The sequence below is a fragment of the Exiguobacterium sp. AT1b genome, assembly GCF_000023045.1.
In the GTDB taxonomy this organism is placed as follows: domain Bacteria; phylum Bacillota; class Bacilli; order Exiguobacteriales; family Exiguobacteriaceae; genus Exiguobacterium.
Window position 1 is genome coordinate 1943407 of the sequence record NC_012673.1, and the last position, 23673, is coordinate 1967079.

29 protein-coding genes and 1 other annotated feature are annotated in these 23673 nt (G+C 48.8%); of the genes, 16 read left to right on the top strand and 13 right to left on the bottom strand.

What is annotated here, in order from left to right; all coding sequences use genetic code 11:
• The first annotated feature begins 130 nt into the window (after window positions 1-130).
• From EAT1B_RS10055 to EAT1B_RS10065, 3 genes are all read left to right on the top strand, one after another.
• Window positions 131-895 carry an RNA methyltransferase gene (locus EAT1B_RS10055; protein ID WP_015880468.1) on the top strand — a complete coding sequence of 255 codons (765 nt, stop codon included), beginning with the start codon at window positions 131-133 and terminating at the stop codon, window positions 893-895.
• Window positions 896-953: 58 nt separating this feature from the next.
• Complete coding sequence (locus EAT1B_RS10060; RefSeq protein ID WP_237708235.1) at window positions 954-1412, top strand: GNAT family N-acetyltransferase; 459 nt, start codon at window positions 954-956, stop codon at window positions 1410-1412.
• A gap of 88 nt (window positions 1413-1500) precedes the next feature.
• Complete coding sequence (locus tag EAT1B_RS10065; RefSeq protein ID WP_015880470.1) at window positions 1501-1968, top strand: hypothetical protein; 468 nt, start codon at window positions 1501-1503, stop codon at window positions 1966-1968.
• Window positions 1969-1993: 25 nt separating this feature from the next.
• Here EAT1B_RS10065 and EAT1B_RS10070 read toward each other — a convergent pair whose 3' ends face one another.
• Window positions 1994-2491 carry a hypothetical protein gene (locus EAT1B_RS10070; protein ID WP_015880471.1) on the bottom strand — a complete coding sequence of 166 codons (498 nt, stop codon included), beginning with the start codon at window positions 2489-2491 and terminating at the stop codon, window positions 1994-1996.
• A 110-nt stretch (window positions 2492-2601) separates the two neighbouring features.
• On the opposite strand from EAT1B_RS10070, the gene EAT1B_RS10075 reads away from it, so the two are divergent.
• Window positions 2602-3258 carry a TVP38/TMEM64 family protein gene (locus EAT1B_RS10075; protein WP_015880472.1) on the top strand — a complete coding sequence of 219 codons (657 nt, stop codon included), beginning with the start codon at window positions 2602-2604 and terminating at the stop codon, window positions 3256-3258.
• A gap of 31 nt (window positions 3259-3289) precedes the next feature.
• Here the strand turns inward: EAT1B_RS10075 and queF are convergent, their stop codons facing one another.
• The 4 genes from queF to queC are packed head-to-tail and all read right to left on the bottom strand — an operon-like array spanning window position 3290 to window position 5581.
• Window positions 3290-3778: a preQ(1) synthase gene (gene queF, locus EAT1B_RS10080; protein WP_015880473.1), complete on the bottom strand. Its 489-nt coding sequence runs from the start codon at window positions 3776-3778 to the stop codon at window positions 3290-3292.
• Between the two features lie 11 nt (window positions 3779-3789).
• A complete protein-coding gene (gene queE, locus EAT1B_RS10085) occupies window positions 3790-4500 on the bottom strand; it encodes a 7-carboxy-7-deazaguanine synthase QueE (RefSeq protein WP_015880474.1) in 711 nt (236 codons plus the stop codon).
• Entirely contained in the window at window positions 4482-4940 is a 459-nt protein-coding gene (gene queD / locus EAT1B_RS10090) for a 6-carboxytetrahydropterin synthase QueD (RefSeq protein ID WP_015880475.1), read from the bottom strand. Before queD ends, queE begins: the two co-directional genes overlap by 19 nt.
• Window positions 4937-5581 (bottom strand): 7-cyano-7-deazaguanine synthase QueC, encoded by a 645-nt coding sequence (gene queC / locus EAT1B_RS10095; RefSeq protein ID WP_015880476.1) that lies wholly within the window; start codon window positions 5579-5581, stop codon window positions 4937-4939. The genes queD and queC overlap by 4 nt, the downstream gene beginning before the upstream one ends.
• A gap of 217 nt (window positions 5582-5798) precedes the next feature.
• Between queC and nhaC the strand changes: the two genes are divergently transcribed.
• From nhaC to EAT1B_RS10120, 5 genes are all read left to right on the top strand, one after another.
• Entirely contained in the window at window positions 5799-7175 is a 1377-nt protein-coding gene (gene nhaC, locus EAT1B_RS10100) for a Na+/H+ antiporter NhaC (RefSeq protein WP_015880477.1), read from the top strand.
• Window positions 7176-7259: 84 nt separating this feature from the next.
• Window positions 7260-7844: a DNA-3-methyladenine glycosylase gene (locus tag EAT1B_RS10105; RefSeq protein ID WP_015880478.1), complete on the top strand. Its 585-nt coding sequence runs from the start codon at window positions 7260-7262 to the stop codon at window positions 7842-7844.
• Between the two features lie 82 nt (window positions 7845-7926).
• The gene (locus EAT1B_RS10110; RefSeq protein WP_015880479.1) at window positions 7927-8439 is read left to right on the top strand and encodes a type 1 glutamine amidotransferase domain-containing protein; all 513 of its coding nucleotides are present in this window, start codon (window positions 7927-7929) and stop codon (window positions 8437-8439) included.
• 177 nt (window positions 8440-8616) lie between these two features.
• Entirely contained in the window at window positions 8617-9675 is a 1059-nt protein-coding gene (locus EAT1B_RS15660) for an MFS transporter (RefSeq protein ID WP_235439575.1), read from the top strand.
• Window positions 9676-9790: 115 nt separating this feature from the next.
• Complete coding sequence (locus EAT1B_RS10120; protein WP_015880481.1) at window positions 9791-10624, top strand: undecaprenyl-diphosphate phosphatase; 834 nt, start codon at window positions 9791-9793, stop codon at window positions 10622-10624.
• Between the two features lie 162 nt (window positions 10625-10786).
• Here EAT1B_RS10120 and bshB2 read toward each other — a convergent pair whose 3' ends face one another.
• The 3 genes from bshB2 to pdxK are packed head-to-tail and all read right to left on the bottom strand — an operon-like array spanning window position 10787 to window position 12685.
• Complete coding sequence (bshB2, locus tag EAT1B_RS10125; RefSeq protein ID WP_015880482.1) at window positions 10787-11437, bottom strand: bacillithiol biosynthesis deacetylase BshB2; 651 nt, start codon at window positions 11435-11437, stop codon at window positions 10787-10789.
• The gene (locus tag EAT1B_RS10130; protein WP_015880483.1) at window positions 11434-11805 is read right to left on the bottom strand and encodes a YojF family protein; all 372 of its coding nucleotides are present in this window, start codon (window positions 11803-11805) and stop codon (window positions 11434-11436) included. Before EAT1B_RS10130 ends, bshB2 begins: the two co-directional genes overlap by 4 nt.
• 55 nt (window positions 11806-11860) lie before the next feature.
• Window positions 11861-12685 (bottom strand): pyridoxine/pyridoxal/pyridoxamine kinase, encoded by an 825-nt coding sequence (gene pdxK / locus EAT1B_RS10135; RefSeq protein WP_015880484.1) that lies wholly within the window; start codon window positions 12683-12685, stop codon window positions 11861-11863.
• Between the two features lie 186 nt (window positions 12686-12871).
• On the opposite strand from pdxK, the gene cbpA reads away from it, so the two are divergent.
• Window positions 12872-13507 (top strand): cyclic di-AMP binding protein CbpA, encoded by a 636-nt coding sequence (gene cbpA / locus EAT1B_RS10140; RefSeq protein ID WP_015880485.1) that lies wholly within the window; start codon window positions 12872-12874, stop codon window positions 13505-13507.
• Between the two features lie 12 nt (window positions 13508-13519).
• Here the strand turns inward: cbpA and EAT1B_RS10145 are convergent, their stop codons facing one another.
• The 3 genes from EAT1B_RS10145 to EAT1B_RS10155 all read right to left on the bottom strand — a co-directional run bounded on the left by EAT1B_RS10145 (window position 13520) and on the right by EAT1B_RS10155 (window position 15516).
• Window positions 13520-14065, bottom strand: coding sequence for a GNAT family N-acetyltransferase (locus EAT1B_RS10145; RefSeq protein ID WP_041917970.1), 546 nt, complete (start codon window positions 14063-14065; stop codon window positions 13520-13522).
• Window positions 14066-14122: 57 nt separating this feature from the next.
• Complete coding sequence (locus EAT1B_RS10150) at window positions 14123-15007, bottom strand: diacylglycerol kinase family protein (RefSeq protein ID WP_015880487.1); 885 nt, start codon at window positions 15005-15007, stop codon at window positions 14123-14125.
• Window positions 15008-15141: 134 nt separating this feature from the next.
• Complete coding sequence (locus EAT1B_RS10155) at window positions 15142-15516, bottom strand: hypothetical protein (RefSeq protein ID WP_015880488.1); 375 nt, start codon at window positions 15514-15516, stop codon at window positions 15142-15144.
• Window positions 15517-15675: 159 nt separating this feature from the next.
• Between EAT1B_RS10155 and EAT1B_RS10160 the strand changes: the two genes are divergently transcribed.
• The 4 genes from EAT1B_RS10160 (at window position 15676) to EAT1B_RS10175 (ending at window position 19563) form a co-directional block, all read left to right on the top strand.
• Window positions 15676-16107, top strand: a complete 432-nt coding sequence (locus EAT1B_RS10160) for a MarR family winged helix-turn-helix transcriptional regulator (RefSeq protein ID WP_015880489.1) — start codon at window positions 15676-15678, stop codon at window positions 16105-16107.
• 119 nt (window positions 16108-16226) lie between these two features.
• Window positions 16227-16862 (top strand): FMN-dependent NADH-azoreductase, encoded by a 636-nt coding sequence (locus EAT1B_RS10165; protein WP_015880490.1) that lies wholly within the window; start codon window positions 16227-16229, stop codon window positions 16860-16862.
• A gap of 80 nt (window positions 16863-16942) precedes the next feature.
• The gene (locus tag EAT1B_RS10170) at window positions 16943-17620 is read left to right on the top strand and encodes a uracil-DNA glycosylase (RefSeq protein WP_015880491.1); all 678 of its coding nucleotides are present in this window, start codon (window positions 16943-16945) and stop codon (window positions 17618-17620) included.
• 143 nt (window positions 17621-17763) lie between these two features.
• Window positions 17764-17958 (top strand) — a binding site (T-box leader).
• Window positions 17959-18003: 45 nt separating this feature from the next.
• Window positions 18004-19563: an aromatic amino acid hydroxylase gene (locus EAT1B_RS10175; protein WP_015880492.1), complete on the top strand. Its 1560-nt coding sequence runs from the start codon at window positions 18004-18006 to the stop codon at window positions 19561-19563.
• Between the two features lie 49 nt (window positions 19564-19612).
• On the opposite strand, the gene EAT1B_RS10180 is transcribed toward EAT1B_RS10175, so the two are convergent.
• Both EAT1B_RS10180 and EAT1B_RS10185 read right to left on the bottom strand, forming a co-directional pair.
• On the bottom strand, window positions 19613-20611 hold the full coding sequence (locus EAT1B_RS10180) for an alpha/beta hydrolase (protein WP_015880493.1): 999 nt from the start codon (window positions 20609-20611) through the stop codon (window positions 19613-19615).
• 30 nt (window positions 20612-20641) lie between these two features.
• Window positions 20642-21463, bottom strand: a complete 822-nt coding sequence (locus tag EAT1B_RS10185; RefSeq protein ID WP_015880494.1) for a Cof-type HAD-IIB family hydrolase — start codon at window positions 21461-21463, stop codon at window positions 20642-20644.
• A 125-nt stretch (window positions 21464-21588) separates the two neighbouring features.
• On the opposite strand from EAT1B_RS10185, the gene EAT1B_RS10190 reads away from it, so the two are divergent.
• Window positions 21589-22281, top strand: a complete 693-nt coding sequence (locus tag EAT1B_RS10190; protein ID WP_015880495.1) for a response regulator transcription factor — start codon at window positions 21589-21591, stop codon at window positions 22279-22281.
• The gene (locus EAT1B_RS10195; protein WP_015880496.1) at window positions 22278-23657 is read left to right on the top strand and encodes a cell wall metabolism sensor histidine kinase WalK; all 1380 of its coding nucleotides are present in this window, start codon (window positions 22278-22280) and stop codon (window positions 23655-23657) included. The genes EAT1B_RS10190 and EAT1B_RS10195 overlap by 4 nt, the downstream gene beginning before the upstream one ends.
• The last annotated feature ends 16 nt before the right edge of the window (window positions 23658-23673 follow it).

The following is a 23673-nucleotide window of genomic DNA, read 5'->3' on the forward strand; positions in this document are numbered from 1 at the left end:
AAATTCATGCAACCGTTTTCGCTATTTTCATTTGTTTTCATTTTTTGAAGTGTAAAGGGTAGATATCAGGCGAACTTGTCAGTCGAATCGAATCTAGCTACAATATGATAGGTTGAAGGGAGCGAGAAAGATGGGTTGGAGACAGACCACATCTGCTTTGACGAAGGACGAGCAGATGGAATTAAAAGAAGAGTTATTGCAGAAGGGTGTATTGAAGGAGGACGATCTTCCTCTATATGAGATGCTCATGCCAGACCGCATTAAACGGATGTATGAAGTGTTGAATACACGAACGAACCATATCACGATTTTGACGGAAGGTGTGGACGATCCGCACAATCAATCCGCCGTGTTGCGTTCGGCCGATGCGTTCGGGGTACAGACGTTGCACGTCGTCGAAGGACGGGCAAAGTTCAAACCGAACTCGATTATCGCCAAGAGTGCCGATCGCTGGGTGGACGTCGTCGAGCATGGCTCCATTGAAGAGGCGATTGACGCTTTAAAAGAAAGTGGTTACCAAGTATATGCGACCGCGTTAAGTGAAGAGGCGATTCCGCTCGAAGAAGTGGATGTGTCGAAGCCGACCGTTCTTCTATTCGGGAATGAACATAGTGGTGTCTCGGAAACAGCACTCCATAAGGCGGACGGGAACTTTGTTATTCCGATGCAAGGGTATGTGCAGAGTTTGAACATCTCCGTGGCGGCGGCGATTTCCTTGTACGATGTCACGACACGGTCACGACATATCGTGACGGATGGCTATGAACTGCCGGTCGAAGATCAAGCGCGCATCTTCAAAGACTGGATGGTCAAGAGCTTACCGAAGCGTACGCTTGGACTATATAAACAAAAAGGTGTCACGGCTTTTGAACGGGAGACAGGAAATTCAGAATGAACGGCGAAATGAACAGACGTACGGAATCTTTGTCCAGAAACTGAAAGGGGATGGCACGATGAGTACGACGAGTTCATTTATCGTAAAAGATGTGACGAACAACTTTAAGGATTTTGAAGAGGACTTTTTCCGACTGTATCGCACGTTATATGGTGACCTCGATCAGCTGCGCTTTAAAGAGCGCCTGTATCGACACGCCAATCCGTTAGTGCTGCTGGCTTTCTCTGAAGAGCAGCTAGTTGGCTTTAAAATTGGTTATGAGGCGGAGCCTTATCGGTTTTATAGCTGGGCGGGCGGCGTACACCCGGACTTCCAAAAGCATGGCATCGGTCGCAAGCTGATGGACACGCAACTCGAATGGGTCGAAGCGCAAGGGTTCCATTCGATTCGGACGAAAGCACGCAATACGAACAAAGGGGTCATCATCTTAAACCTCCTTTGCGGATATGACATCATGGGCGCTTACACAGAAGATGGCGAGCCGCGCATCATGATGGAGAAACAACTGAACAGTTGAATGGATGCCGCGGTCGTGTGATCGCGGTTTTTTTGATGAAACCGATTCGACTGAATGAACGTACTTAAAAGAAAAGGGGGAATTTGAAATGTCTACTTTAGAATTTGGGGCGGACCCATTTTTCACGATCATCAATTTATTCTTTCCACTCATGTTTTTCACCATTGTTGGACTTATCGCATTTGGTGTCATCAAATCAAGTCGAAGTTACTCTAAAACATCAAATACATTGAAGGACTTACAACGCTTCGCCTCGCAGCTCGCCGATGCCCCGGCCGACGATACGGCTGAGCGCTTAGCAGACTATTTACGGGGCATCGATTCCTTCTCGATTGAACGGACACGCATGGAGCCGTTCCGTGTCGCGCTCGGATGCTATCAATTGGTGATGGAGTCTGACGCTGTTCGCGAAGAGACGAAAGAGCGGGTCGATCGTCAATATAAGCGTCTCGGGATTTTAGACGGAGAAAAATTTGCCGATGAGGCACCACCACGTCGACGTTCTTCTTCATCGAGTCATCATGATATCCACCACCATCACCATGACCATATGTAAAAAGCGAAGGAATCCCTTCGCTTTTTTACATATATCGTGATGCATCAAATTCAATGTCAGTCTGATAACGGACGGCTTGAATCGCACTTTCGATTCGAATGGCACGCTTCTTAATATCGCGTGCTTTCAGGCGATACAGCTCCGGATCGTATAAGGCGTGTTTGATCACGGCAACCCCATGCACATAGTCTTTCTTCGGACGAAGCGATAATTTTTCATAAAGTCGTGCTTGGACGCGTAACTGAACAGCAAGTTCGATTGCCTCGACGAGCGGAAGCGGACCGTCGTGCGTCTCGACAACGGCCTGGACGTTCGCCTCTTGAATGAGACGGTCGAGCTGACGTAAGTCTAGACGGATGTGTTCAAGTTCCATCTCGATGTCTTGAAGGGAACGGGACTGAATGGTCGGAATGGATTCATTCGCTTGAAGCGAGATGAACGCCACATGCTCAATCTCTTCAGTCAATGTATCGATTTGCTCATGGAGCAACTGTTTCAATGTTAGGGCATCTGCAAGGTTCATATCGATTTCCTCCTTCTGCTTTTTCTAACCGTACCATATCGAGATGGCTGAAAAAAGGTGGATGACATCCTCGATTACGGGAATAAAAGCAAATAGAGAGGAGGAGGACGATGAAGAAGTGGAAGATACAATGGATGGTTGCACTCGTCCTACTCCTGTTCGGGACGGCGACATTCCTTTATCAGTGGGTTGACGTAAGCCCAGGCGATATTCGGGACTACATCATTCAATTCGGATGGTTGGCTCCGCTCATTTACATCTTGTTGTTCACCGTTCGTCCCCTCATCTTGTTCCCGACGTCCGTCTTGTCGGTCGCCGGCGGCTTGGCGTTTGGGATGTTACCGGGTGTCATCTATACCGTCATCGGGGCGACATTGAGTGCGCTTGTTGCGTATTATGTAGCCGTTTATTTCGGCGACCGTTTCTTGCATCACTTCGAATCAACGAATTACGAAGCCATTCAGCGTAAAATCGAAGAAGACGGCTTCTTTTACGTCCTCATCTTACGTCTCATCCCGCTCGTCAATTTCGATTTGGTAAGCTATGCTTCTGGTTTGGCAAAAGTAAACGTACTCGCCTATCTGTTTGCGACCGTTGTCGGTATGATTCCTGGCGCGTTTGCGAACAATTTTCTCGGAAGCAGTATCGCCAGTGGGGATTGGACGCTCATCGCCTTGGCATTTGGAATCATGCTCGTATTGACGCTCGTTGCGACCGTTTTCCGTGAACCGATCAAACGACAGATTCATCGCTATCAAAAAAAGTAGGCGACTCCAGGATGGAGCGCCTACTTTTCAATTAACGGTTGTCGACCGTCTCTGGATACAGGTCATGGTTGAACAGACGGTGTTCTGCCATTTTTTCATACTTCGTGCCAGGCTTTCCGTAGTTGTAGTACGGATCGATTGAGATACCGCCACGTGGTGTGAATTTCCCCCACACTTCGAGATAGCGCGGCTCCATCAACTTGACGAGATCTTTCCCGATGACGTTGATGCAGTTCTCGTGGAAGTCACCGTGGTTACGGAAACTGAACAAGTACAACTTCAACGATTTCGACTCGACGAGTTTCTCATCCGGGATGTACGAGATGTAGATGGTTGCGAAGTCCGGTTGGTTCGTGATCGGGCACAACGATGTAAATTCGGGTGCGTTAAATTTCACGAAGTAGTCGTTCTCCGGATGACGATTCGGGAACGCTTCAAGGACGTCAGGTGTGTATTCAAAAATATATGGGACGCTCTTCTGTCCGAGGAGCGAGAGGTCTTGTAAGTCTTCTGGTCTCATGTTCATTCTCCTTAGACGCCACGTTCGTTGGCGTACAGTAATGTGTGTAGTTGTGGTAGGACGCGGACGCTTTGCCATGACGGGTCGCGTGCGACGTCTTCCCATAGTTGTTTCAAACGACGGAGCTGGGCATCGGTGATGTCTCCGTCTGCACCAGGCTCTGGGTTACCGGCCGACAAATACATGACGTCCGGTGAGTAGCGTTGCTGCACTTCTTTTGCGTAGGCGAGGTCCGCTTCATCAAAGACAGCGACTTTGAATGTCGTCTGCTCCGGGCGTAACCGTTCGACGATGGCGTCGAGTTGCTCCCAGTTCGTCTTCATACCAGACGATGGAGGTTTCGGACTGAGGGTCACGTCATCGATTTGTGTGAGCCAATCTTGATAGCGGCTACCTTGCGTCTCGACAGCGAGTGTGACACCACGTTTTTTCAACTTCACAACGAGGTCTTCCATAGCCGCGATGAGGAGCGGATTGCCACCCGAGATGGTGACGTAATCGTACATACCCAGTGCGTCCAGGCGAGCGATGACCTCATCGGCTGTCAGCATGTCTGGTTTTTCTGAACCGTCCCACGTGAAGGCGGAATCGCACCACGAACAGCGATAATCGCAACCGGCGGTCCGGACGAACATCGTCTTCTGTCCGATGGCCCGGCCTTCGCCTTGGAAGGTTGGTCCGAACACTTCAAGAACAGGAATTTTCACGATTCCACCAACCATTCACGGCGGAACTCAGCGTACGACGTCGGCGTTTCATACAAGCGGACGAATTCGACACGGACGTCGCGTTCATTTGGCAAGTGTGTCGCTAGTTGTTCAAAAATCCAATAGCACATGTTTTCTGCAGTTGTATTCATATAAGGGAGTGACTCGTTCAAATAGCGATGGTCGAGATATGGCTCAAGCTCTTCTTTGAAGATCTTTTTCAAGTCACCAAAGTCGAGCGTCATCCCGCGATTGTCGAGAAAGCCGCTGACACCCATTTGGAGCTTATACGTATGACCATGAAGAGCACGACATTTGCCGTCATAATCAAAGAGATGGTGCGCTGCGTCGAACGTCACTTCTTTGACGATTTGAACGCGATGCGGACAGTAGATGAGCGAGCCTTCTTGCTTTGATTCAACACTGGTCGGAGCGAGGAATGGAGCATGTTTCATACGCGCACCTCCTCGTAAGCTGTGAGTCCGTTTTGACGAAGCTTACACGCCGGACATTCGCCACAACCTGAACCGATGACACCGTTGTAGCAAGTGAGCGTGCGTTCTTTGACGTAGTCAAAGGCACCGAGCTCGTCGGCGAGTGCCCACGTCTCTTTTTTATCGAGCCACATGAGCGGTGTGTCGATGACGAATGGATAATCCATTGCTAAATTGAGTGTCACATTGAGTGATTTGATGAATTGGTCTCGGCAATCCGGGTAACCTGAAAAGTCCGTTTCACATACACCGGTCACGATGTGATGCATACCGAGTTGTTTGGCCATGACGGCCGCAAATGATAAGAATAGATGGTTGCGTCCATCGACGAACGTATTTGGAACATCCGCATTGTCGATGTCGAGATCGTGTCTCGTGAGCGCGTTCGATGTGAGTTGTCCGAGTAGGGACAAGTCGAGGATGTGGTGTGGGACATCGAGCTCTGCCGCGATTTCTTTTGCGACCTCGATTTCCGCATCATGGCGTTGACCATATGCGAACGTCACCGCCTCCACATGAGAGAATTGTTGTTTTGCCCAAAACAGGCAAGTGGTTGAATCTTGGCCACCACTGAAGACGACCAATGCTTTTTCGTGTTGCATGAAGCACACTTCCTTTTCGCTAGTTTTGATGTCGGAGGAGGTTACGAACTCCGGAGGTCACCCTCAAGCATATAATTTATCATAAAAAGACGTTTGACAGGGAGAAAGGAAGCGAGTATAGTAAAAAACATCACTGACATGCTTTTGTGCATAAAAGCGTTTAAGCGGTTAGGCGAAATAATAAATCATAAAGATATAACGAAAGGAGGGGACGTCGATGCAGATGAAAGGAAAAGAAGCTGTATTCGTCGTGTTGATGAGCGGGATCACCTTGCTCGCACTGATGTTTTTGGCCAAAGCGACGCCACATATGGCGATTTTTGGCACAATGGTAATGGTAGGTGGATACGCATATTATCGTTCACGCGACTTCAAACAGATTGAAACGGCGATGATCAACGGGATTCGTGAAGCGATCATGCCGGTATTGATTTTGTTGTTGATTGGGATGCTCATCGGAGTATGGCAAATGTCCGGGACGGTCGCGACGATCCTCTCCATCGGTCTAAATACAATCTCTGCTGAATGGTTCTTACCGAGTGTTTTATTAATCACGATGATCGTCTCGACCTTCACAGGAAGTGCGTTTACAACCGTCGGAACGGTCGGTGTCGCCTTATTTGGAATCGGGACGGCACTAGGCATCTCGCCAGCGCTCGCCGCAGGTGCGATCGTATCGGGTGCCCTCTTCGGAGACAAGATGAGCCCGTTGTCGGATACGACGAACTTTGCGCCGGCAGTGGCGGGCGTCAAACTGTTCGACCACATTCGCTTCATGATGGGGACGACGATTCCAGCGTTCATCATCACGTTGATTCTATTCACGTTCCTCGGACGTAGCGGTCAAACTGCCGACACGGCACAAATTGCAGAGGCGCAAGCCGCGCTCAGCGGACGGTTTGACCTCTCATGGCTCACGTTGATTGCCCCTGTGCTCGTCGCAGTGCTTGCGTTCCGTCGGATGCCGGTCTTACCGACGATGCTCGTTGGGATGTTCGCGGGTGTGTTGACGGCCGGTTTTGTTCAAGGGAACTGGAGCATCTCGAACTGGCTCGGTGTCATGCAGTCGGGCTTCAAATCAGGTGTCGAGAATGAAACGATTGCGACGGTACTCGATCGTGGTGGTCTTGAATCGATGCTTTGGTCGGTCAGTCTCGTCTTGATCGCCCTTGCATTCGGTGGCTTGTTACGTGAACTCGGTGTCTTCCAAGCCATCGTTGAATCGTTGCTCGAGCGTTTGAAGTCACCAGGGAGCTCGGTCCTATCAGTCGTCCTCAGTTCAATCGGGGTCAACTTGCTCGCAGGAGAACAGTACTTGTCGATTCTCTTGCCGGGTCAGGCGTTCAAGCAAGGGTTTATCGATCGTGGGATCGACCCGCGCTACTTGTCACGGGCGCTTGAGGACGGTGGAACTGTGATCAACCCGCTCATACCTTGGGGTGTCTCGGGAGCGTTCTTCGCAGCGACACTCGGCGTGCCTGTATTAGAATACGCCCCATTTGCGTTCTTCCTCTGGCTCAGCCCGGTCTTCTCCATCATCTTGGGATACGTCCGATTGGGGAAGCAACGTGAATCACTAAAAATCGCATCATAACGTCCAGGTGTCCTGCCATGCAGGGCATCTTTTTTGTGTGCAAGCTACGATTTTTGAGAAAATGAAACAAATGGAGGTGGAACGATGAAGCGACTCGAGTTAGCATTTTATGAACAACCGACACTTGACTTGGCGCGTGCCTTACTCGGGCAATATTTGGTGAGGCGACATCCAGAAGGTGACATCATCGCGAAGATTGTCGAGACGGAAGCTTACCTCGGTGCCATCGACCGAGCAGCGCATAGCTTCGGAGGGCGTCGGACGAAGCGAACGGAAGTCATGTTTGGGAAACCGGGGCATGTGTACACCTATCAGATGCATACGCACACGCTCCTGAACGTAGTCAGCGGTCCGGTCGGTACTCCGGAAGCCGTGCTGATTCGAGCCGTCGAACCGATTCAAGGACATGAATGGATTGCTTCGAACCGTCCTGGGGTGAAACGATATGACCAGACGAACGGACCAGGGAAGTTGACGAAAGCACTCGGAATCACAATGGATTTATACGGCCATTCCTTTCAACAAGACCCACTCTACATCGCGGAGGGTGAGGCAGGAGTAGTAATTGAGGCGGGTCCCCGTATCGGGATCCCGAACACGGGCGAGGCACGTGACTACCCGTATCGCTTCTTTGAACGCGACAATCCGTACGTCTCGAAGTTCCGTTGAACGCCACTTGAGATGTTTAACTGATTCATGCCAGTGGAACAGTCCTTATGTGCATAAAACAAACAGAGGGAGTGTTTAGAACATGGCAAAAGTAGCAACGCTCATTACGGATATGTTTGAAGATGTGGAATTCACGGGTCCCCGTGACGCATTGGTGGATGCGGGACATGATGTCGTGACGATCGAGAAGAAAGCGGGTAATACGGTAGAAGGGAAACAAGGGGAGGCGAAAGTGAACATCGACCAATCGATTGACGATGTATCGCCAGAAGATTTTGATGCCCTTCTCTTGCCGGGCGGATTCTCACCTGACTTGTTGCGTGAGGACGAGCGTTTCGTCTCGTTCGCCAAAGCCTTCATGGATGCGAAAAAGCCTGTCTTTGCCATCTGTCACGGACCACAGCTGTTGATTACGGCGAAGACGTTAGAAGGTCGTGACGCGACCGGCTACAAATCGATTAAAGTCGACATGGAGTATGCCGGAGCGAAATATGCGGACAAAGAAGTTGTCGTCTGCCAAAACCAGCTCGTGACGAGCCGTCAGCCGGATGATATTCCAGCATTCAATCGCGAGATGCTCAACTTATTGAAATAACACGTCGACCACGAGATTCGTCTCGTGGTTTTTTTGTGTTTTCGGGAATAGACAAGTAAGGAGGAGATTTAAATGAAAAAACGAGCACGTTCACCGAGTTAAGTTCGTCGAAACATTGTTTGGTTAGGGTGGATTCGTTGGTTTGAAGGGCTGATTCCCGCATACGTGATTGAACGGTTGTTTTGGGAGTCGCGAGGCATCACCATTCAAGAAGTCGTCTACTTGGAGATGATCTATGCGCTCATCATCGTCTTGTTCGAGGTGCCGACCGGCGTGTGGGCGGACCGAACGACACGGCGTCGGCTGATCCAGGCAGGTGTAGCCTTAGAGTGGTTATCGTTTTGGATCTTGTTATACTCGTTCACCTTCAGCGGATTTTTTGTCGCCATCAGCTGTTCGGCCGTTGGGTCGGTCATTCGAAGTGGGGCGGAGAATGCGCTGCTATACGAGTCCTTACAAGAAAGTCATGAAGCGTCGTCGTTCGAACGGGTTCTTGGAAAACTGAACGCGATTGGGATTATGGCCGCTGTGACGGCGGCATGGAGTGGCAGTATGTTGGCTCAGTACCTTCCATTGGAGTGGAACTACAGACTTTCCATTCTCAGTTTATTGATGGCGACCGTGTGTAGCTTATTTCTCGTTGAACCCGTTCATGGCGAAGGAGAAGACCGATTGACGTGGCGGCACTTGTTGAAAGGATTTCAATTTGTGTGGTCGCACACATCCCTTCGTAACGTCACCATCGGATTTTTGGCAGCCGTGTCCGCATTCAATTTCATCGATGAGTTCTGGCAACTGTATGCACGTGATGTATCCATCCCAATCTATTGGTTCGGTGCCATTTCAAGCGTCCTGCTTTTGATTCAGTTACCTGGTCAACTTTTTGCGGGGACGCTTATACGATTTGCGTCATCCAAGCGTTGGTTAAACGGGTTCGGTTGGTTAATGGGCGGTGGATTTCTCATCGTCGGGTTGTTCCCGAGTCCGATTGGAATCGGGGTGATGGGACTCCTAGCTCTATTGTATGGTGCGATGGAGCCACTCTATTTTGGGCTCTTGCATCATCAGGTGCCTTCCGATATCCGAGCGACGACCGAATCATCTGTCTCGATGCTATGGCATCTCGGTATCCTTGTGTTGGGGTTTGTCTTTATTGTAGGAACGACAGCGTCGCTATTTTTGGCGTTCATCTTAATCGGGCTTGTCGTTTGGTTCGTTCATGCGACTATCCGCTAATCTTTACAGACATGGGTCATAAGCCATGTCTGTTTTTACGTCTTAAGACGGACGAAAGATTGTGTCGAGAAGTGTATGATGAGAACAATCTTGATGAATCAATAGGAGAAACAATGTGGAATGGTATGAATTATTTGTAGGATTTTTATTAGGTGTCGTCGAGGGATTGACGGAATTTGCCCCGGTCTCGTCGACCGGTCATATGATTCTCGTGGATGGTCTCTGGTTGAATTCGAGTCAGTTTTTAGGGCAGGAAGTAGCGAACACGTTTAAAATCGTCATTCAATTAGGATCGATTTTAGCGGTCGTGGTCGTCTTTCGGGACCGGTTCAAAACGTTACTGAATCCGAAGTCTTTGCTCACCCTAAGGCAAAGCGGAACCGCACGCCAATTCAATCTCGTACATATTTTGATCGGATTGCTGCCTGCTGGCGTCCTCGGTGTACTGTTTGAGGACTACATCGATACACATCTCTTCTCGGTCAAGACGGTGTTGATTGGGTTAGTCGTCGGTGCGTTCTTTATGATTGCCGCAGATTTATCCGGTGTGAAGCGTCAGACGACCGCTACGCTCGATGACATCACGTATAAGCAAGCACTTGGTGTCGGCTTGATTCAATGTTTTTCGCTATGGCCAGGGTTCTCACGGTCCGGTTCAACGATTTCTGGAGGGGTTCTCCTCGGAATGAGTCACCGGGCAGCGGCAGATTTTACGTTTATCATGGCGGTACCGATCATGTTTGGAGCGAGTGCATTGTCACTCTATAGCAAGTGGACGTATTTCACGCTCGATACGCTACCCGTGTTTGTCGTCGGCTTCATCAGCGCATTTTTATTCGCACTTCTTTCGATTAAATTCTTTTTGAAATTGATCAACAAAGTAAAATTAATGCCGTTTGCGATTTATCGAATCGTATTGGCTGTTGTGATTTACGTACTTTACTTCTGAAAAAAACACGTGCGAATGGCACGTGTTTGAAACCAATGAATGGAATTGTTCGTACAGTCTAGAAGAGGTGAAAACATGGGACAAATCGTTGTAGTATTCGGAACGTTAATCGGTCTTGGGACCGTTGGGGCATTGCTTTATATGACTCGTCTAGCCTATGAATCATGAGAACGGATAATGATAGAAGCGCTCACGTTGGAGTAACTCCATGACGTGGGCGTTTTCTGCGTTATCGATCGCACGAAGAAGACCTTCTGTCTGAGACCGGTGTGCAAACAGGGCATCTTTCTTCTGTTCGCTCTCTTCCGTTACATCGACGATGACGTGCGGTTGTCCGAGTTCCTCTTCCGTGCGGCGGTCGAAGGCGACACCTAAGAACTCAGGACGCGTCTCGCCCATCTCTTGAAGTGCACGTACGACGGCACGGGCTGTCGCTTCATGATCCGGGTGGACGGCATATCCTGGATAGAACGAGATCACGGTTTCCGGCTTCACTTCGTCAATCAATGTACGGAAACGGCTAGCGAGCTCGGCCTCGTCCTCAAACTCGACGGTCTTGTCACGAAGACCCCACATGCGCAGGTCCTCGATGCCCATCATGCGACAGGCTTCTTCGAGTTCATGTTTTCGAATTTTTGGTAGTTCTTCACGTGTCGTAAAGATTGGAGAACCCATGTTGCGTCCCATTTCACCGAGCGTCAAACAGACATATGTGACGGGCAGTCCTTTTTGACGATGTTGGATAATCGTTCCGGCCGAACTGAACGCCTCATCGTCCGGGTGTGGGAAGATGACGAGTAACGGTCCATTCATTGATTCTCCACCTCCGATGCACCTTGTGGGAGCGGCTTGACATCGATGTGCAGCGCACATGCGAGACGACCGAGACGATCGTGACCGGCGAGTAACAACTGTTCTTCGTGCATTTCATAATCGGTCAATCCCTCGACATAGAGCCAACCGTGATCGAGTTTTAAACCGACACGATAGGGACCATTTCCTTTGATTTGACCGATGCTGTATTCGATTTTGGCATTACGGATAAACATCCCGGCGTTATGAAAGTCCGGGTCATTATGTGTCGCGTAGGCACCGTTCGTCGTCTCGACATGGACGAAAAGTGGTGTCGCGACGTGATTGTCTAAATAGTGCTGAATGTGATCAGGTTGAATCGCTTTCACGTCTGTCCCTCCAATGGAAAGGATGACCCGAAACGCGTAGTTCCGGGTCATCTGTTTACGATTGTGTTGCTACTTTTTTACGGTATCCGGTATGGTTCGTCGGTCCAACGTATTGGTTGAGACGGAATGAATGACGAACAGCTTCTGTGATGAATTCTTTTCCGATTTCAATCGCTTCTTCGACCGTATGACCGTTTGCGAGTGAGGCCGCGATGGCAGACGAGAACGTACATCCGCCGCCGTGTGTGAACGCAGGCTCGATTTTTTCACTTTCGAGAAGGCGGAATTCGTTTCCGTCGTACAAGACGTCGAATGCGGTATCAAATCCGAGTTTGCCACCGACTTTGACGATGACGATCTCTGCGCCGAGTTCGTGGATTAAACGAGCGGCTTCTTTGATTTCGTCCATCGTTGCAGGTGTTTTATCGAGGCCAGCGAGCATACGCGCCTCGAATAAGTTCGGTGTGATAATTTTTGCGACTGGAACGAGGTGTTGACGCATCGCGACCGCGACGTTTGGGTCGAGGATCTCATCCGCACCTTTACATGCCATGACTGGGTCGACGACGGCATTCTGGATGCCGTATTCTTTGATTTTCCGTGCGGCGAGTTCGATGATTTCAGGTGTCGGAAGCATACCTGTCTTCACGGCATCGACGCCAATTCCAGCGAGCACCGTATCGATTTGCTTCTCAATCAAGGTCGTGTCGATTGGGAAGACTTCGTGATTCCATGCGTTATGTGGGTCTTGTGCCACGATGACCGTCAAGGCTGTCATACCATACACACCGAGTTCTTCCATCGTTTTGAGGTCGGCTTGGATTCCCGCGCCACCACTTGTGTCAGAACCGGCAATCGTCAATGCTTTTTTCATCGTCATAATCGTCCATCCCCTTTGTCTGTTTGGATAGTTTCACTATAACGACTTTTTCCTATTCCGACAAATGCAAGGATTATGAGACGTGTTCATAACTTTTCAGAAAAAGTATGCAGGATGTTCATCATATTTGGGGAATAATAATGAATAGGGTGTAGACCACTTTATTATTGGCTGGGAGGAAAACGCATGTTAGTGCATAGCTTATGTATCCCGAAGAAGGATGTTGTCACCATCAGTGAAAAGGCAACATTGCGGGAAGCGCTTCATACGCTTGAAGAAACAGGATACCGTTGTGTGCCTGTTTTAGACGAGACGGGGAAATTTTTCCGCGGTAACATTTACAAGATGCATATTTATCGCCATGGAATGAACGGGGAAAACATGGACGATAATGTGATGACACTCATCAAAAATACACAAAAGTATGTCCATGAGTCAGATGGATTCTTTGAAGTATTTTTCTCAATCAAAGAGTTGCCGTACATTGCTGTATTGAAAGATGAAAGCAATGAATTCTATGGCATCCTTCCCCACGGCAAGATGCTCGGGATGCTCGAAGAAGCATGGAGTCGCGACACGGGTAGTTACGTCTTGACAATCGCCTTGAGCGAACAGGCTGGGGCACTTGAGAAGATCACGAAAATCGTGAACAAATATACATCAATCGCGAGCTTGATGACGCTCGATGCGAAAAGTAAAGTCTTGCGTCGGGTACTCGTGACACTACCACCGGACTGTGAAGAAGACACGAAAAACAAGGTTGTCTCGAAACTTGAACAAAAAGGCTTCCGGATTGTCGAAGTCGAGAACTTAAAGAACTAAGTCAAAACCCTTTCACGCCAAGTGAAAGGGTTTTTCGTCGAGTCGTTTTTCCATCCGAATATCAGACCAAAATTGACCGTCCCAGTAGGTGAAGTGCTCGATCCGTCCAATTTCTTGATACCCGCATTTCGTATAGAGGCGATGGGCCGCATGGTTGAAGGCGAAGACGCCAAGTTCCATACGAGGTGTGTGTTTGGCTCGCAATATCTCTTCTAACAAACGAAGGGCTTCCGTACCGATGCCTTTCCCACGACCGACGGATTCGCCGATGACGAAACCGAGCCATGCCGTACCGGGTTCTTGACGATACAAATGAGGCGGGTCATACATGATGTTCATTTCTCCGACGAGATGGTCATCTGCATAAATGAGGAAGATATCGTGCGTTAAGAGTCGTTCTTCTAAATCGCCAACCGTCATCTCATAATAAGCGGTCAATTCTTCTTCGGAGCGGCTCGGTCGAATAAGGTGTACGATCTCAGGATCGTTATTCCAACGATTGAATGTATCGACGATGTCGACGGATGCAGTTTTTAATGGAACAAGCGAGATGTTGATAGGTCATTCTCCTTTCTCGCTTGAACACATTCGATTCAATCGTCAAAACTCCTGCTCTTAGACCGGCTTTAATACGTTTAAATGGCTCGGCAATACTTCAAAAGTAAGTGGGAGCGTGCCCCCTGTGTCCCCGTCAGCATTTACAGGAAGCGCCTCGGGTGAGGTCACCTTAACCCGTTTCGTACAAAACGAGGTGACGCTATCTGTTTCCTTCAACTTTCCTGTGAAGAGGGCGGGTGTTAATTGAAGTGCGTCCTTTAACCCGAGTTCTTCAAAGATATAGACATGAAGAAGCCCATCATTCAACCGCGCGTCTGGTTCGAAGTTTTCAAATCCTCCGACTGAGTTCGTCAAGGCGATGACGACGAGATAGGCTTCGCCATTAAACTGACCGTCTGTACTGTCAAGTGCCAACTCATATGGACTATGCTCACGGAACGCTTTTACACCCTCAATCAAGTAAGCGAACGGTCCCCATTTCGTCTTCTCTTCCACACTTACTTCGTCGACGGCTTCGGCAATGAGCCCGATGGCGATGACGTTCATGAAATAACCGTTCTCATATTTGCCGATATCCATCGGTGTCGGTTCAGCGTCACGGAGTGCCTCGATCGCTTGCTTAGGGTCACTTGGGACACCGAGTGCACGGGCGAGGTCGTTGACCGTCCCGAGTGGAATGATGCCGAAGTCAGGTCGATAAGTAGCCTCAGCTAGACCGGTCACCGCTTCGTTCAAGGTTCCGTCCCCACCCATCGCAATGACGGCCTGATAGTGCTTTTGTGCCGCTTCACGTGCGAAGTTCGTCGCATCCTGTTCCTTTTCAGTGAAGCGGACATCGACGTGTCCATATCGTTCGCGCAACACCTCTTCGGCATGCGTTGCGTGTTGTTCCCCCAATTCTTTTCCTGAGGATGGATTGACGATTAACATGACTGTGTCCATTCCAACATGTCTCCTTTTCAACTCGAATACTGTCCTTTATTCCCGTCAAAGAAAACAGATACTCCTAAAAAATCCCCATGTCGATTAGCTATTTAGGTCTAATCTTCAAGGGGAGGCGTTGAATATTCGTTTGTTTAATAATGACGGAATGCGGACATATCTAAATGACTCGCTTCCGACTCGTCCACGGCAAGTTCGATGCGCAAATGTTCATTGAACGGGGAGACGAGAGCACCCATACAGGCGACCGGTTCATGATCGGGGACCGGTGATTTACGCTTCGTTTTGACGAATAAATAGTCCGATCGTTTCAACGTCAATAAGAAACGTTCCACGGCATGCGGTTCACGGGTCACGTTTGGCCAAGGTAAATGATTGAATAATAAAAAGACCGCGCCTTCTTTTTCAAGCGCATAATCCGGTGCGATGCCTTCCCGATTCAACAAATCGATGACAGCATGCAAAAACTCCCGTTTAATCGTCAATGAAATTTCGTAATACTCACGCATACGGTCCACCCTTTCTTAAAATCACAATACTACCATTCTAAACGTTTCCGACATGGGCGACAATGAAGAAGTTCCTTGACGAAGTATTTTTCCCGGCTTATACTGCATAAGTCCTGCTATACTAGTGATATATGATGAACGAATTGAGGTGAAACCGACATGATTGAATCCCTTGAATTGAAGGCGTGGGTCGTTCTTGCGCGTACGATGGATGCCATCAGTGATCGTGTGAAGGAAGATTTACGACGCCACCAGTTAAATTCAACAGAGTTCGGTGTTTTATCCGTACTGTATAAACGAGGAGACACCCCGTTACAACAAATCGGGGACCAAATTTTGATTACGAGCGGTAGCGTGACATACGTGATCGATAAGTTGGAGAAGCGAGGTCTGATTGAACGAATCGCCTGTCCGTCTGACCGACGTGTCACGTATGCATCGTTGACGGACGATGGAAAGGCGCTCATGGACGTCGTCTATCCGCAACATATTGAAATCTTCAAAGATATATATGGACCGTTAAGTGATGAAGAGACGGAACAATTGATTTCGTTATTGAAACAAGTCGGTTATAACGCAGCGGGCAAATAAAGCCCGTTGCTTTTTTGTTGAATATCTTGAAATTAAAATAATTGACGATGAGATATACAGATGATATAGTTCTAACTGTTATTGAAAAATTAAAGATTAACCAAATGGAGGATTACACGATGACTAAAGTATTATACGTATCGGCTAACCCGAAACCAACTGAACTTTCATACAGCAAACAAGTGGCAGAAACATTCGTATCAACACTAAAGGCTGAAAACGCATCAATCGAAGTGGAAGCAATCGAACTCTACGATGTCGATGTTCAAGAAATCGACGGAGACGTGCTCAGCGCATGGGGTAAATTCGCATCAGGCGAAGCACTCACTGACGTAGAAGCGAAGAAAGTAGGCACAATGAGCGGAATGCTTGAGAAATTCATGGAAGCGGACCTTTACGTGTTCGCAACGCCAATGTGGAACTTCTTCTTCCCGGCGCGCATGAAAATGTTCCTCGACAGCGTCCTGATGGCGGGTAAAACGTTCCGTTACACAGAACAAGGTCCAGTCGGCTTGCTTGAAAACAAACAAGCGATCCACATCCAAGGAACAGGTGGAATCTACACTGGGACGGACCTCAACTTTGCAGACGCATACCTTCGCCAAGCACTCGCGTTTGTCGGTGTATCTGAAGTGACGACGGTAGCGGTTGAAGGGATGAACCAATACCCAGACAAAATCGAAGAAATCGTTGCGGACGCGAAAGCGAAAGCTGAAGCACTTGCGAAAGAAGTTGCAGGCGCCGTAACGGTATAACCTAGAGAGACGAGTCGACTGACTCGTCTTTTTGTATGCATTCATTTTGGGTATGATACAAAGGGAAAGGGGAGTATGCAATGGCAGATCAGTTATCGAGTCGATTACTTGGAGATTGGACGGATATTATCCGAGAAGAGATGAAACAACCTTACTTTCAACAATTAAAGCAATTCGTTGACCAAGCGTATGAAGAAACGATCGTTTACCCGACCCGGGAAGATATTTGGAACGCATTTATTCACACAAAATTTAGTGGAGTGAAGTGCGTCATTTTAGGGCAAGATCCGTACCACGGACCGAATCAAGCGCATGGACTCAGTTTTTCGGTGCAGGACGGGGTTCGTTTCCCACCGTCTCTACGAAACATCTTTCAAGAACTAAAAGATGACGTTGGATGTGATCTCCCGAAGAGTGGCAATCTCGAGAAATGGGCGAAACAAGGCGTCCTTCTCTTAAATACGGCACTGACGGTTGAAGCGGGAAAGGCGGGCTCTCACCGTGGAAAAGGATGGGAACAGTTCACTGATTCCATCATTGAGCGGCTCGGGAGTCGTGAGGAACCGATTGTATTCATCTTGTGGGGAAATGATGCGAAGAAGAAAATGAAATGGATTGGAGACCAACATAAAGTGCTCACGTCGGTACATCCAAGTCCTTTGTCATCCCATCGTGGATTCTTCGGTTCTAAGCCATTCTCCAAAGTAAACGATACATTGAAGGAGTGGGGAAAACCCCCAATTGAATGGTGTTTATGACAGTCTACGAAATTTCGTAGGCTGTTTTTTGTTGACGCGTTGAAAAACCTTTGGTACAGTAACTAACAAGACGTCACTTTAGTGCTTAAAAGCATATATGCATAACAGCATAACTGTATAAAAGATAAAGAATTGTATACGTAATAGAAGCGAAGAAAGAACCGAAGTAGAGACATCTTCCCTGGCCCAGAGAGCGTGTGGTGCTGCGAACACGCCCAAAAGATGAATCGAATTACAGTTCCTGAGCTCTCATCATTGAGCGGTCCCCCGTTATCGGATCAAGCGGCTAGATATTTTTCTAGCAACCAGGGTGGTACCGCGGCTTTGTCGTCCCTATCGATTCAATCGATAGGGATTTTTTTGATTTCAAAGGAGGACTTCACATGTTGACACAATCGATTCCAAAACACCTAGCCCCACATATTTCACCGCAGTTCTACAATGAATACACACCAACGGATCACGCCGTTTGGCGTTTCGTGTTGCGATTGAACTTGCACACGTTAGAAGGGAAGGCGCATCCGTTTTACATCGAAGGATTGAAACGGACGGGAATGGGACCGGACCGATTGCCGAACGTCGAACAGATGACAGACGAGATGCAGGCGGCCGGATGGTCGACAGTCGCAGTGGATGGACTCATCCCCGGCGTTGCCTTTTTTGACTTCCAAGGAAACGGGATGCTCCCGGTCGCGACAGACATTCGGAAAGTCGAGAATATTTTATACAGCCCAGCCCCTGACATCATTCATGAGGCGGCGGGACATGCGCCAATGTTGATGGACCCGACGTTTTCGGCAATCGTCAAACGCTTCGGTCAATTAGGGGCCAAGGCGTTCATGAACCGAGAAGAACATGCCTCGTTCGCCGCATTGAAACGCTTGACGATTGTGAAGGAGAACGCCAACTCAACGGAGCAAGACATCGAGGCGGCGGAGAAAGCTGTACATGAGGCGAAAGCGCAAGTGACTGGCTTTTCTGAGGCACAACAGGTCGCTCGTATCTTTTGGTGGACCGTTGAATTCGGATTGATTGGTGACCTCGACAATCCCATGATTTACGGGGCTGGTCTCTTATCATCGGTAGGAGAGAGCCGTCACTGTCTGACGGATGCCGTCGTCAAACATCCATTCGACTTGGAGCACGCGTTACAGACGAAGCAAGACGTGACAAACATGCAAAAAGAACTATTCGTTATTCCAAACTTTGAAACGCTCTCTTCTGTCTTAGATGAACTAGAAGGAAGAATGGCGATTCGAAAAGGTGGAATCGAATCTGTGGCGAAAGCGTTGGCGTCGGGAAGTCAATCGACGATTCGACTCGAGGATGGGTCAGAACGTGTCGGCATCGTTCGCCACATGACGGAGTCGAAAGAACATACGCTCATTCAATGGGATGAATGTACCATTGTAAAAAATGGTCAGTTAACGAAACGAGAGCGTCATGGACTCCTCGTTGTCCATGACACGGAATCAGCGCTGGGTCGCGATGACCTCTTTGAGGACGGGACGACTGTTCGTCACGCATGTGCATCTGATTTACTCAAGGATGTGACCGTTCGGTTAGAAGGACGAACGATTCCTCTCGACTCACTTGAGGTACGTGTCGACTCACTTCCATCAGTTTTCCCGGGAACCACGGTAGACGAGTTGATGATGATTGAAAAACCGGTGATCATTGAACGGGATGAGCGTGTATGGACAAACGATGATCCGATGTTCAATCGCATTCATCTCATGCGTGAGCGGGGAGAATCAATCGACGGTCTCATCCCAGAGATCTTAACGAACCACCCTGACGCCTGGTTATTACACATCGAGTGTCTGGAACTGGTGAAGGATGAAGGACTGAAACAGACATTGATTGAACGTCTTGAAGCGTTGCGTCAGACTTCCCCATCCCGAAATGAATTGATTGGTCGCGCGTTCGACCTATTGCGCTAACGAAAAGAGGCGACGTTTTCCATAGTAGGAGAACGTCGCCTCTTGTGCGTTATACAGATTGATTTGTCGTTTCACGTAAGAACGTAATCAAACGACGATACGTGGAATTGGCCGCTGGGCGGTCCATTTCGAAGTAATAGTTATGTCCGAGCTCGTGCTCATTCCGATTATAAAAGACAGTCGTGACATCCGTCCGTCCTGAAAGAATCGTCGCAAATTCTTTGGCCTGTTCCTCAAAGGAATGGTCATTCCCGTCCGCGATAAACGTTGGGGCGAATGTGGCCGGTACATTGACGAGTGGCGATGCTTCAGCAACGACCGGGAGAGTCTCCCAATTGTACGTGCCGAAGTATGCCCATCCGATTCGTTTGAACAAGAAGCGGTTCACAGATTTCGATGATTCGAGCCATGCGCGCTTCAAGTCGAGTGGAGCAGATAAAAGGACGGTACCGAGGATAGAGGATTTTGGTACGACTTGTCCCACTTCAGCAGAAGGTGAATAGTCGTCATTCAACTGGATGCCGACAAACTGTGCAACGAGCTGCCCACCATTCGAATCACCTGCAAAGAAGACCCGGTCCAAGTCGAGACGGAAGCGGTCATTGTTCTCAGCGATGAACGAGTACGCTTCTTCGATTTGTTTGAGCGGGGTCGGATACATCACGTCAGGTGCGAGTGCGTAATTGATACTGACGACGTTATAGCCATTACTCGCAATCGAAGTGGCGTATTTTAACACATCCGATTTATCCCCACCGACGAACGACCCACCATGCACCCAAAAGATTGTTGGGACAGGTTTTCGGTCGCCTTCATAGCGAATCAAATCAAACGTTCCGTTGTCATAAGAAGACAAGTAGTCGATGTCTTTTCGGACAGACGTCTTTTGAACGACTTCCTCGAATCCCTTCATCTCCACTTCGTTCCCCCCTGCGAACGAAGTTTTGATTAAACGTGTGGCTGGTTTAGGTGAAAGGAACACATAAGCCGCTCCTGCGACCGCAGTTCCAATCAATCCGACTCCAGCTCGTTTCAACCCTTTATTCATCTTCCTTCCTCCCTTTCTACAATCAGAAGCTTATTGCGTGACGAGTACGTCCGTCATATACGTTTCGATGACATGAGCGATTCCGTCTTCGTTGTTTGACTTTGTGATGAAGTCCGCTTTCCCTTTGACCGTCGTGTTGGCATTTCCCATCGCGACGCCGAGGCCGGCCCATTCAATCATCGTCAAGTCATTGTTTCCGTCACCACAAGCGATGACTTCTTTTTGCGCGATGCCGAGCTGGTCTGCAAGGAAGGCGAGACTCGTTCCTTTTGTGACACCCGCTTCCGTAAACTCAAGGAAGAACGGTTTTGAACGGGCCACGGCCAATTTTCCAGCCAATTCTTCTTGTAGCTTTGTTTCGATCGGAGCGAGTGTGTCACCATCCGCAAGCATCAAACATTTGACGACCGGGGCTGTCACGGCATCTTTAAAGTTGTCGACATGAATGACCGGCATTCCTGTCAACTCACCTTCGATATCCGTATAAGGGTTCGGGCGATCGGTTACGATTTCGTTACCGACGTACGTATGAATCGCGATTCCTTCCCGTTCACTGATATTATGGAGATGGGCGACTGTATCCGGTTGGAGCGTGCTCGAGAAAATCTCCTCGTTTGTCGCACAATTGATGACCGAGGCACCGTTGAACGATAAGATGTAGCTTCCGTATTTCGCAAGTTCTAATTCACGGGCTGCATCCCACATCGCAAACGTCGGTCGTCCGCTCGCGAGTACGACCTTATAGCCGCGCGCCTGTGCATCGAGAAGTGCTTCTTTTGTCTTAGGGGAAATCGTATGGTCGCTCGTGAGGAGCGTATCATCCATATCCAATACAATCATCTTGTAACTCATAGTAGTAGGGGGTCCTCCTTCAGAATCTAATGACTCCATCCTAAACCTTTTTAAGGTCAATTGACAACCTTGTCGCAAAAACGTAACTATAATGTAGAGAAGTGAACTCTAGAAGAGGTGTAAATATGAATCGAATTTTAGTAGCTGAGGATGAACATGCGATTCGCAGCTTCATTATTGTCAATTTAAAACGAGCCGGATTCGATGTGTTCGAAGCGACGAACGGCCGAGAAGCGGTCACCGCATTTGACCGTGAACCGTTCGATGTCGTCTTATTGGATGTCATGATGCCAGAAATGGACGGATTCGAGGCATGTGCAGCCATTCGTGATCTTGACGAAAATGTAGGGATCATCATGTTGACGGCACGGACGCTCGAAGAAGATAAAATAGAGGGGCTCGGTAAAGGTGCAGACGATTACATCGCCAAACCGTTCAGTCCAGGTGAATTGGTGGCACGCATCCAAGCGTTGTTGCGCCGTGTTGAAAAAGTGAAACGAAAAGATTCGAAGCGCTTGAAGTCGGGACCGTTCGCCATCGATCTCGCCGCAAAACAAGTGACGAAGTATGGACAGTCGATCGATTTGACGCCGACGGAGTATGACTTGATCTGTCATCTCGTCCAAAATGAAGAGATCGTCTTGTCACGTGATGCGCTACTCGATGCGGTGTGGGGCGTCAACTATTTCGGTGACCGAAAGACAGTCGACGTCAACATTCGTCGCTTGCGACAAAAAATCGAAGATGACCCGAGTCATCCGGTGTACATCGAGACGTTGTGGGGTCACGGATATAAATGGCGGAGACATGAGGCATGAAACAACAGTTAGTCATTCGCATGATGATTGTCGTGACGATCGTCTTGCTCTTACTCGTCAGCGTTTTGTCTTACGGGACGTATCGCTACTATTACGAGTATGAGTCAGAAGCGTTACTGAGTCATGCGACCACGAGTGCATATCTATACCCTCAAGCCCAAGTAGGGTTTGAGACGCCGAGTGCCTTTTCTGTCCTCGTCCGGACATTCGGATATCCTGGAACTGATTTGACGATTGTCGACCGGAGCGGTTCGATTGTCAAAACGACGGGACAACGAACAAGGCAGGCCTCATTCTCTCAAGAACAGTTACAGCAATTGTCGCAAGGAGAGTCCGTCGTGCAGGACTATGACGTCGGGGATGAACATTACTTGTCAGTCACGAGTCCCATTATGACGAACGATACGTCCGAGTTTGCCATCAGTTTCACGCGACCGCTTGAAGATTTAGACACGCTCATTCGCGAAATTTGGATGACGGTCGTCATGATTGGCGTCTTGATCTGGTTGCTCGCCCTATACACCGTCATCCGGATTGCCGATCGCTTCGTCAGACCGATTCGTCACATCATCGAGGCGGCAGATGAGATGGCTCAGGGCGACTTCGATGTATCCGTTGAGTCAAATGAGAAACATGAGCTTGGAGCCTTGGCTCGAACGCTCACGTATTTAGGCGCGAAAGTCCAGCAGCATCAGTCGACACGTAACGAATTCCTCTCGAGCGTGTCGCACGAACTCAGGACACCACTCACATCGATTAAGGGATGGACCGAGACGATTCGGGGTGGTGATGAGAAACTGTCTGAAGAGACAGAGCTCGGTTTAAGCATCATCCATTCGGAGACAGAGCGCATGATCGGTCTCGTCGAACAGCTTCTTGACTATACAAAAATTGAAGAGAGTCGGTTGGTCTTGTATCGCCAAGAACTGGACCTGGTCTCTTTGTTACGTCAAGTGACACTGCAATTAAAACAGTCACTTGAAGACAAAGGCATCACACTCATCGAACGCTATCCTCAAAAATCGGTTGGACTATTTGATGAGAATCGATTGAAACAAGTGTTCTTAAACATTCTCGAGAACGCGATTCGTTTCTCACCAGACGGAGGAACGTTGACCATCCGCTTCGTGCAATCGGAACGTGTCGCCTTCATCTCCATTATCGATGAAGGTCCCGGCATTTCACGAGAGCATTTGCAGCGCATCACCGAGATGTTCTATCAGGCTCATGTCACAGAAGGTAGTAGCGGGCTTGGGCTTGCGATTTCAAAAGAATTGATCGAAGCGCATGAAGGCAAACTCGTCATCGAGAGCGAGGTCGGACACGGGACGACAGTGACCGTCTTATTGCCGCTCGACCCGAGTGAACTACATTAATAGGATTAAACCTCCC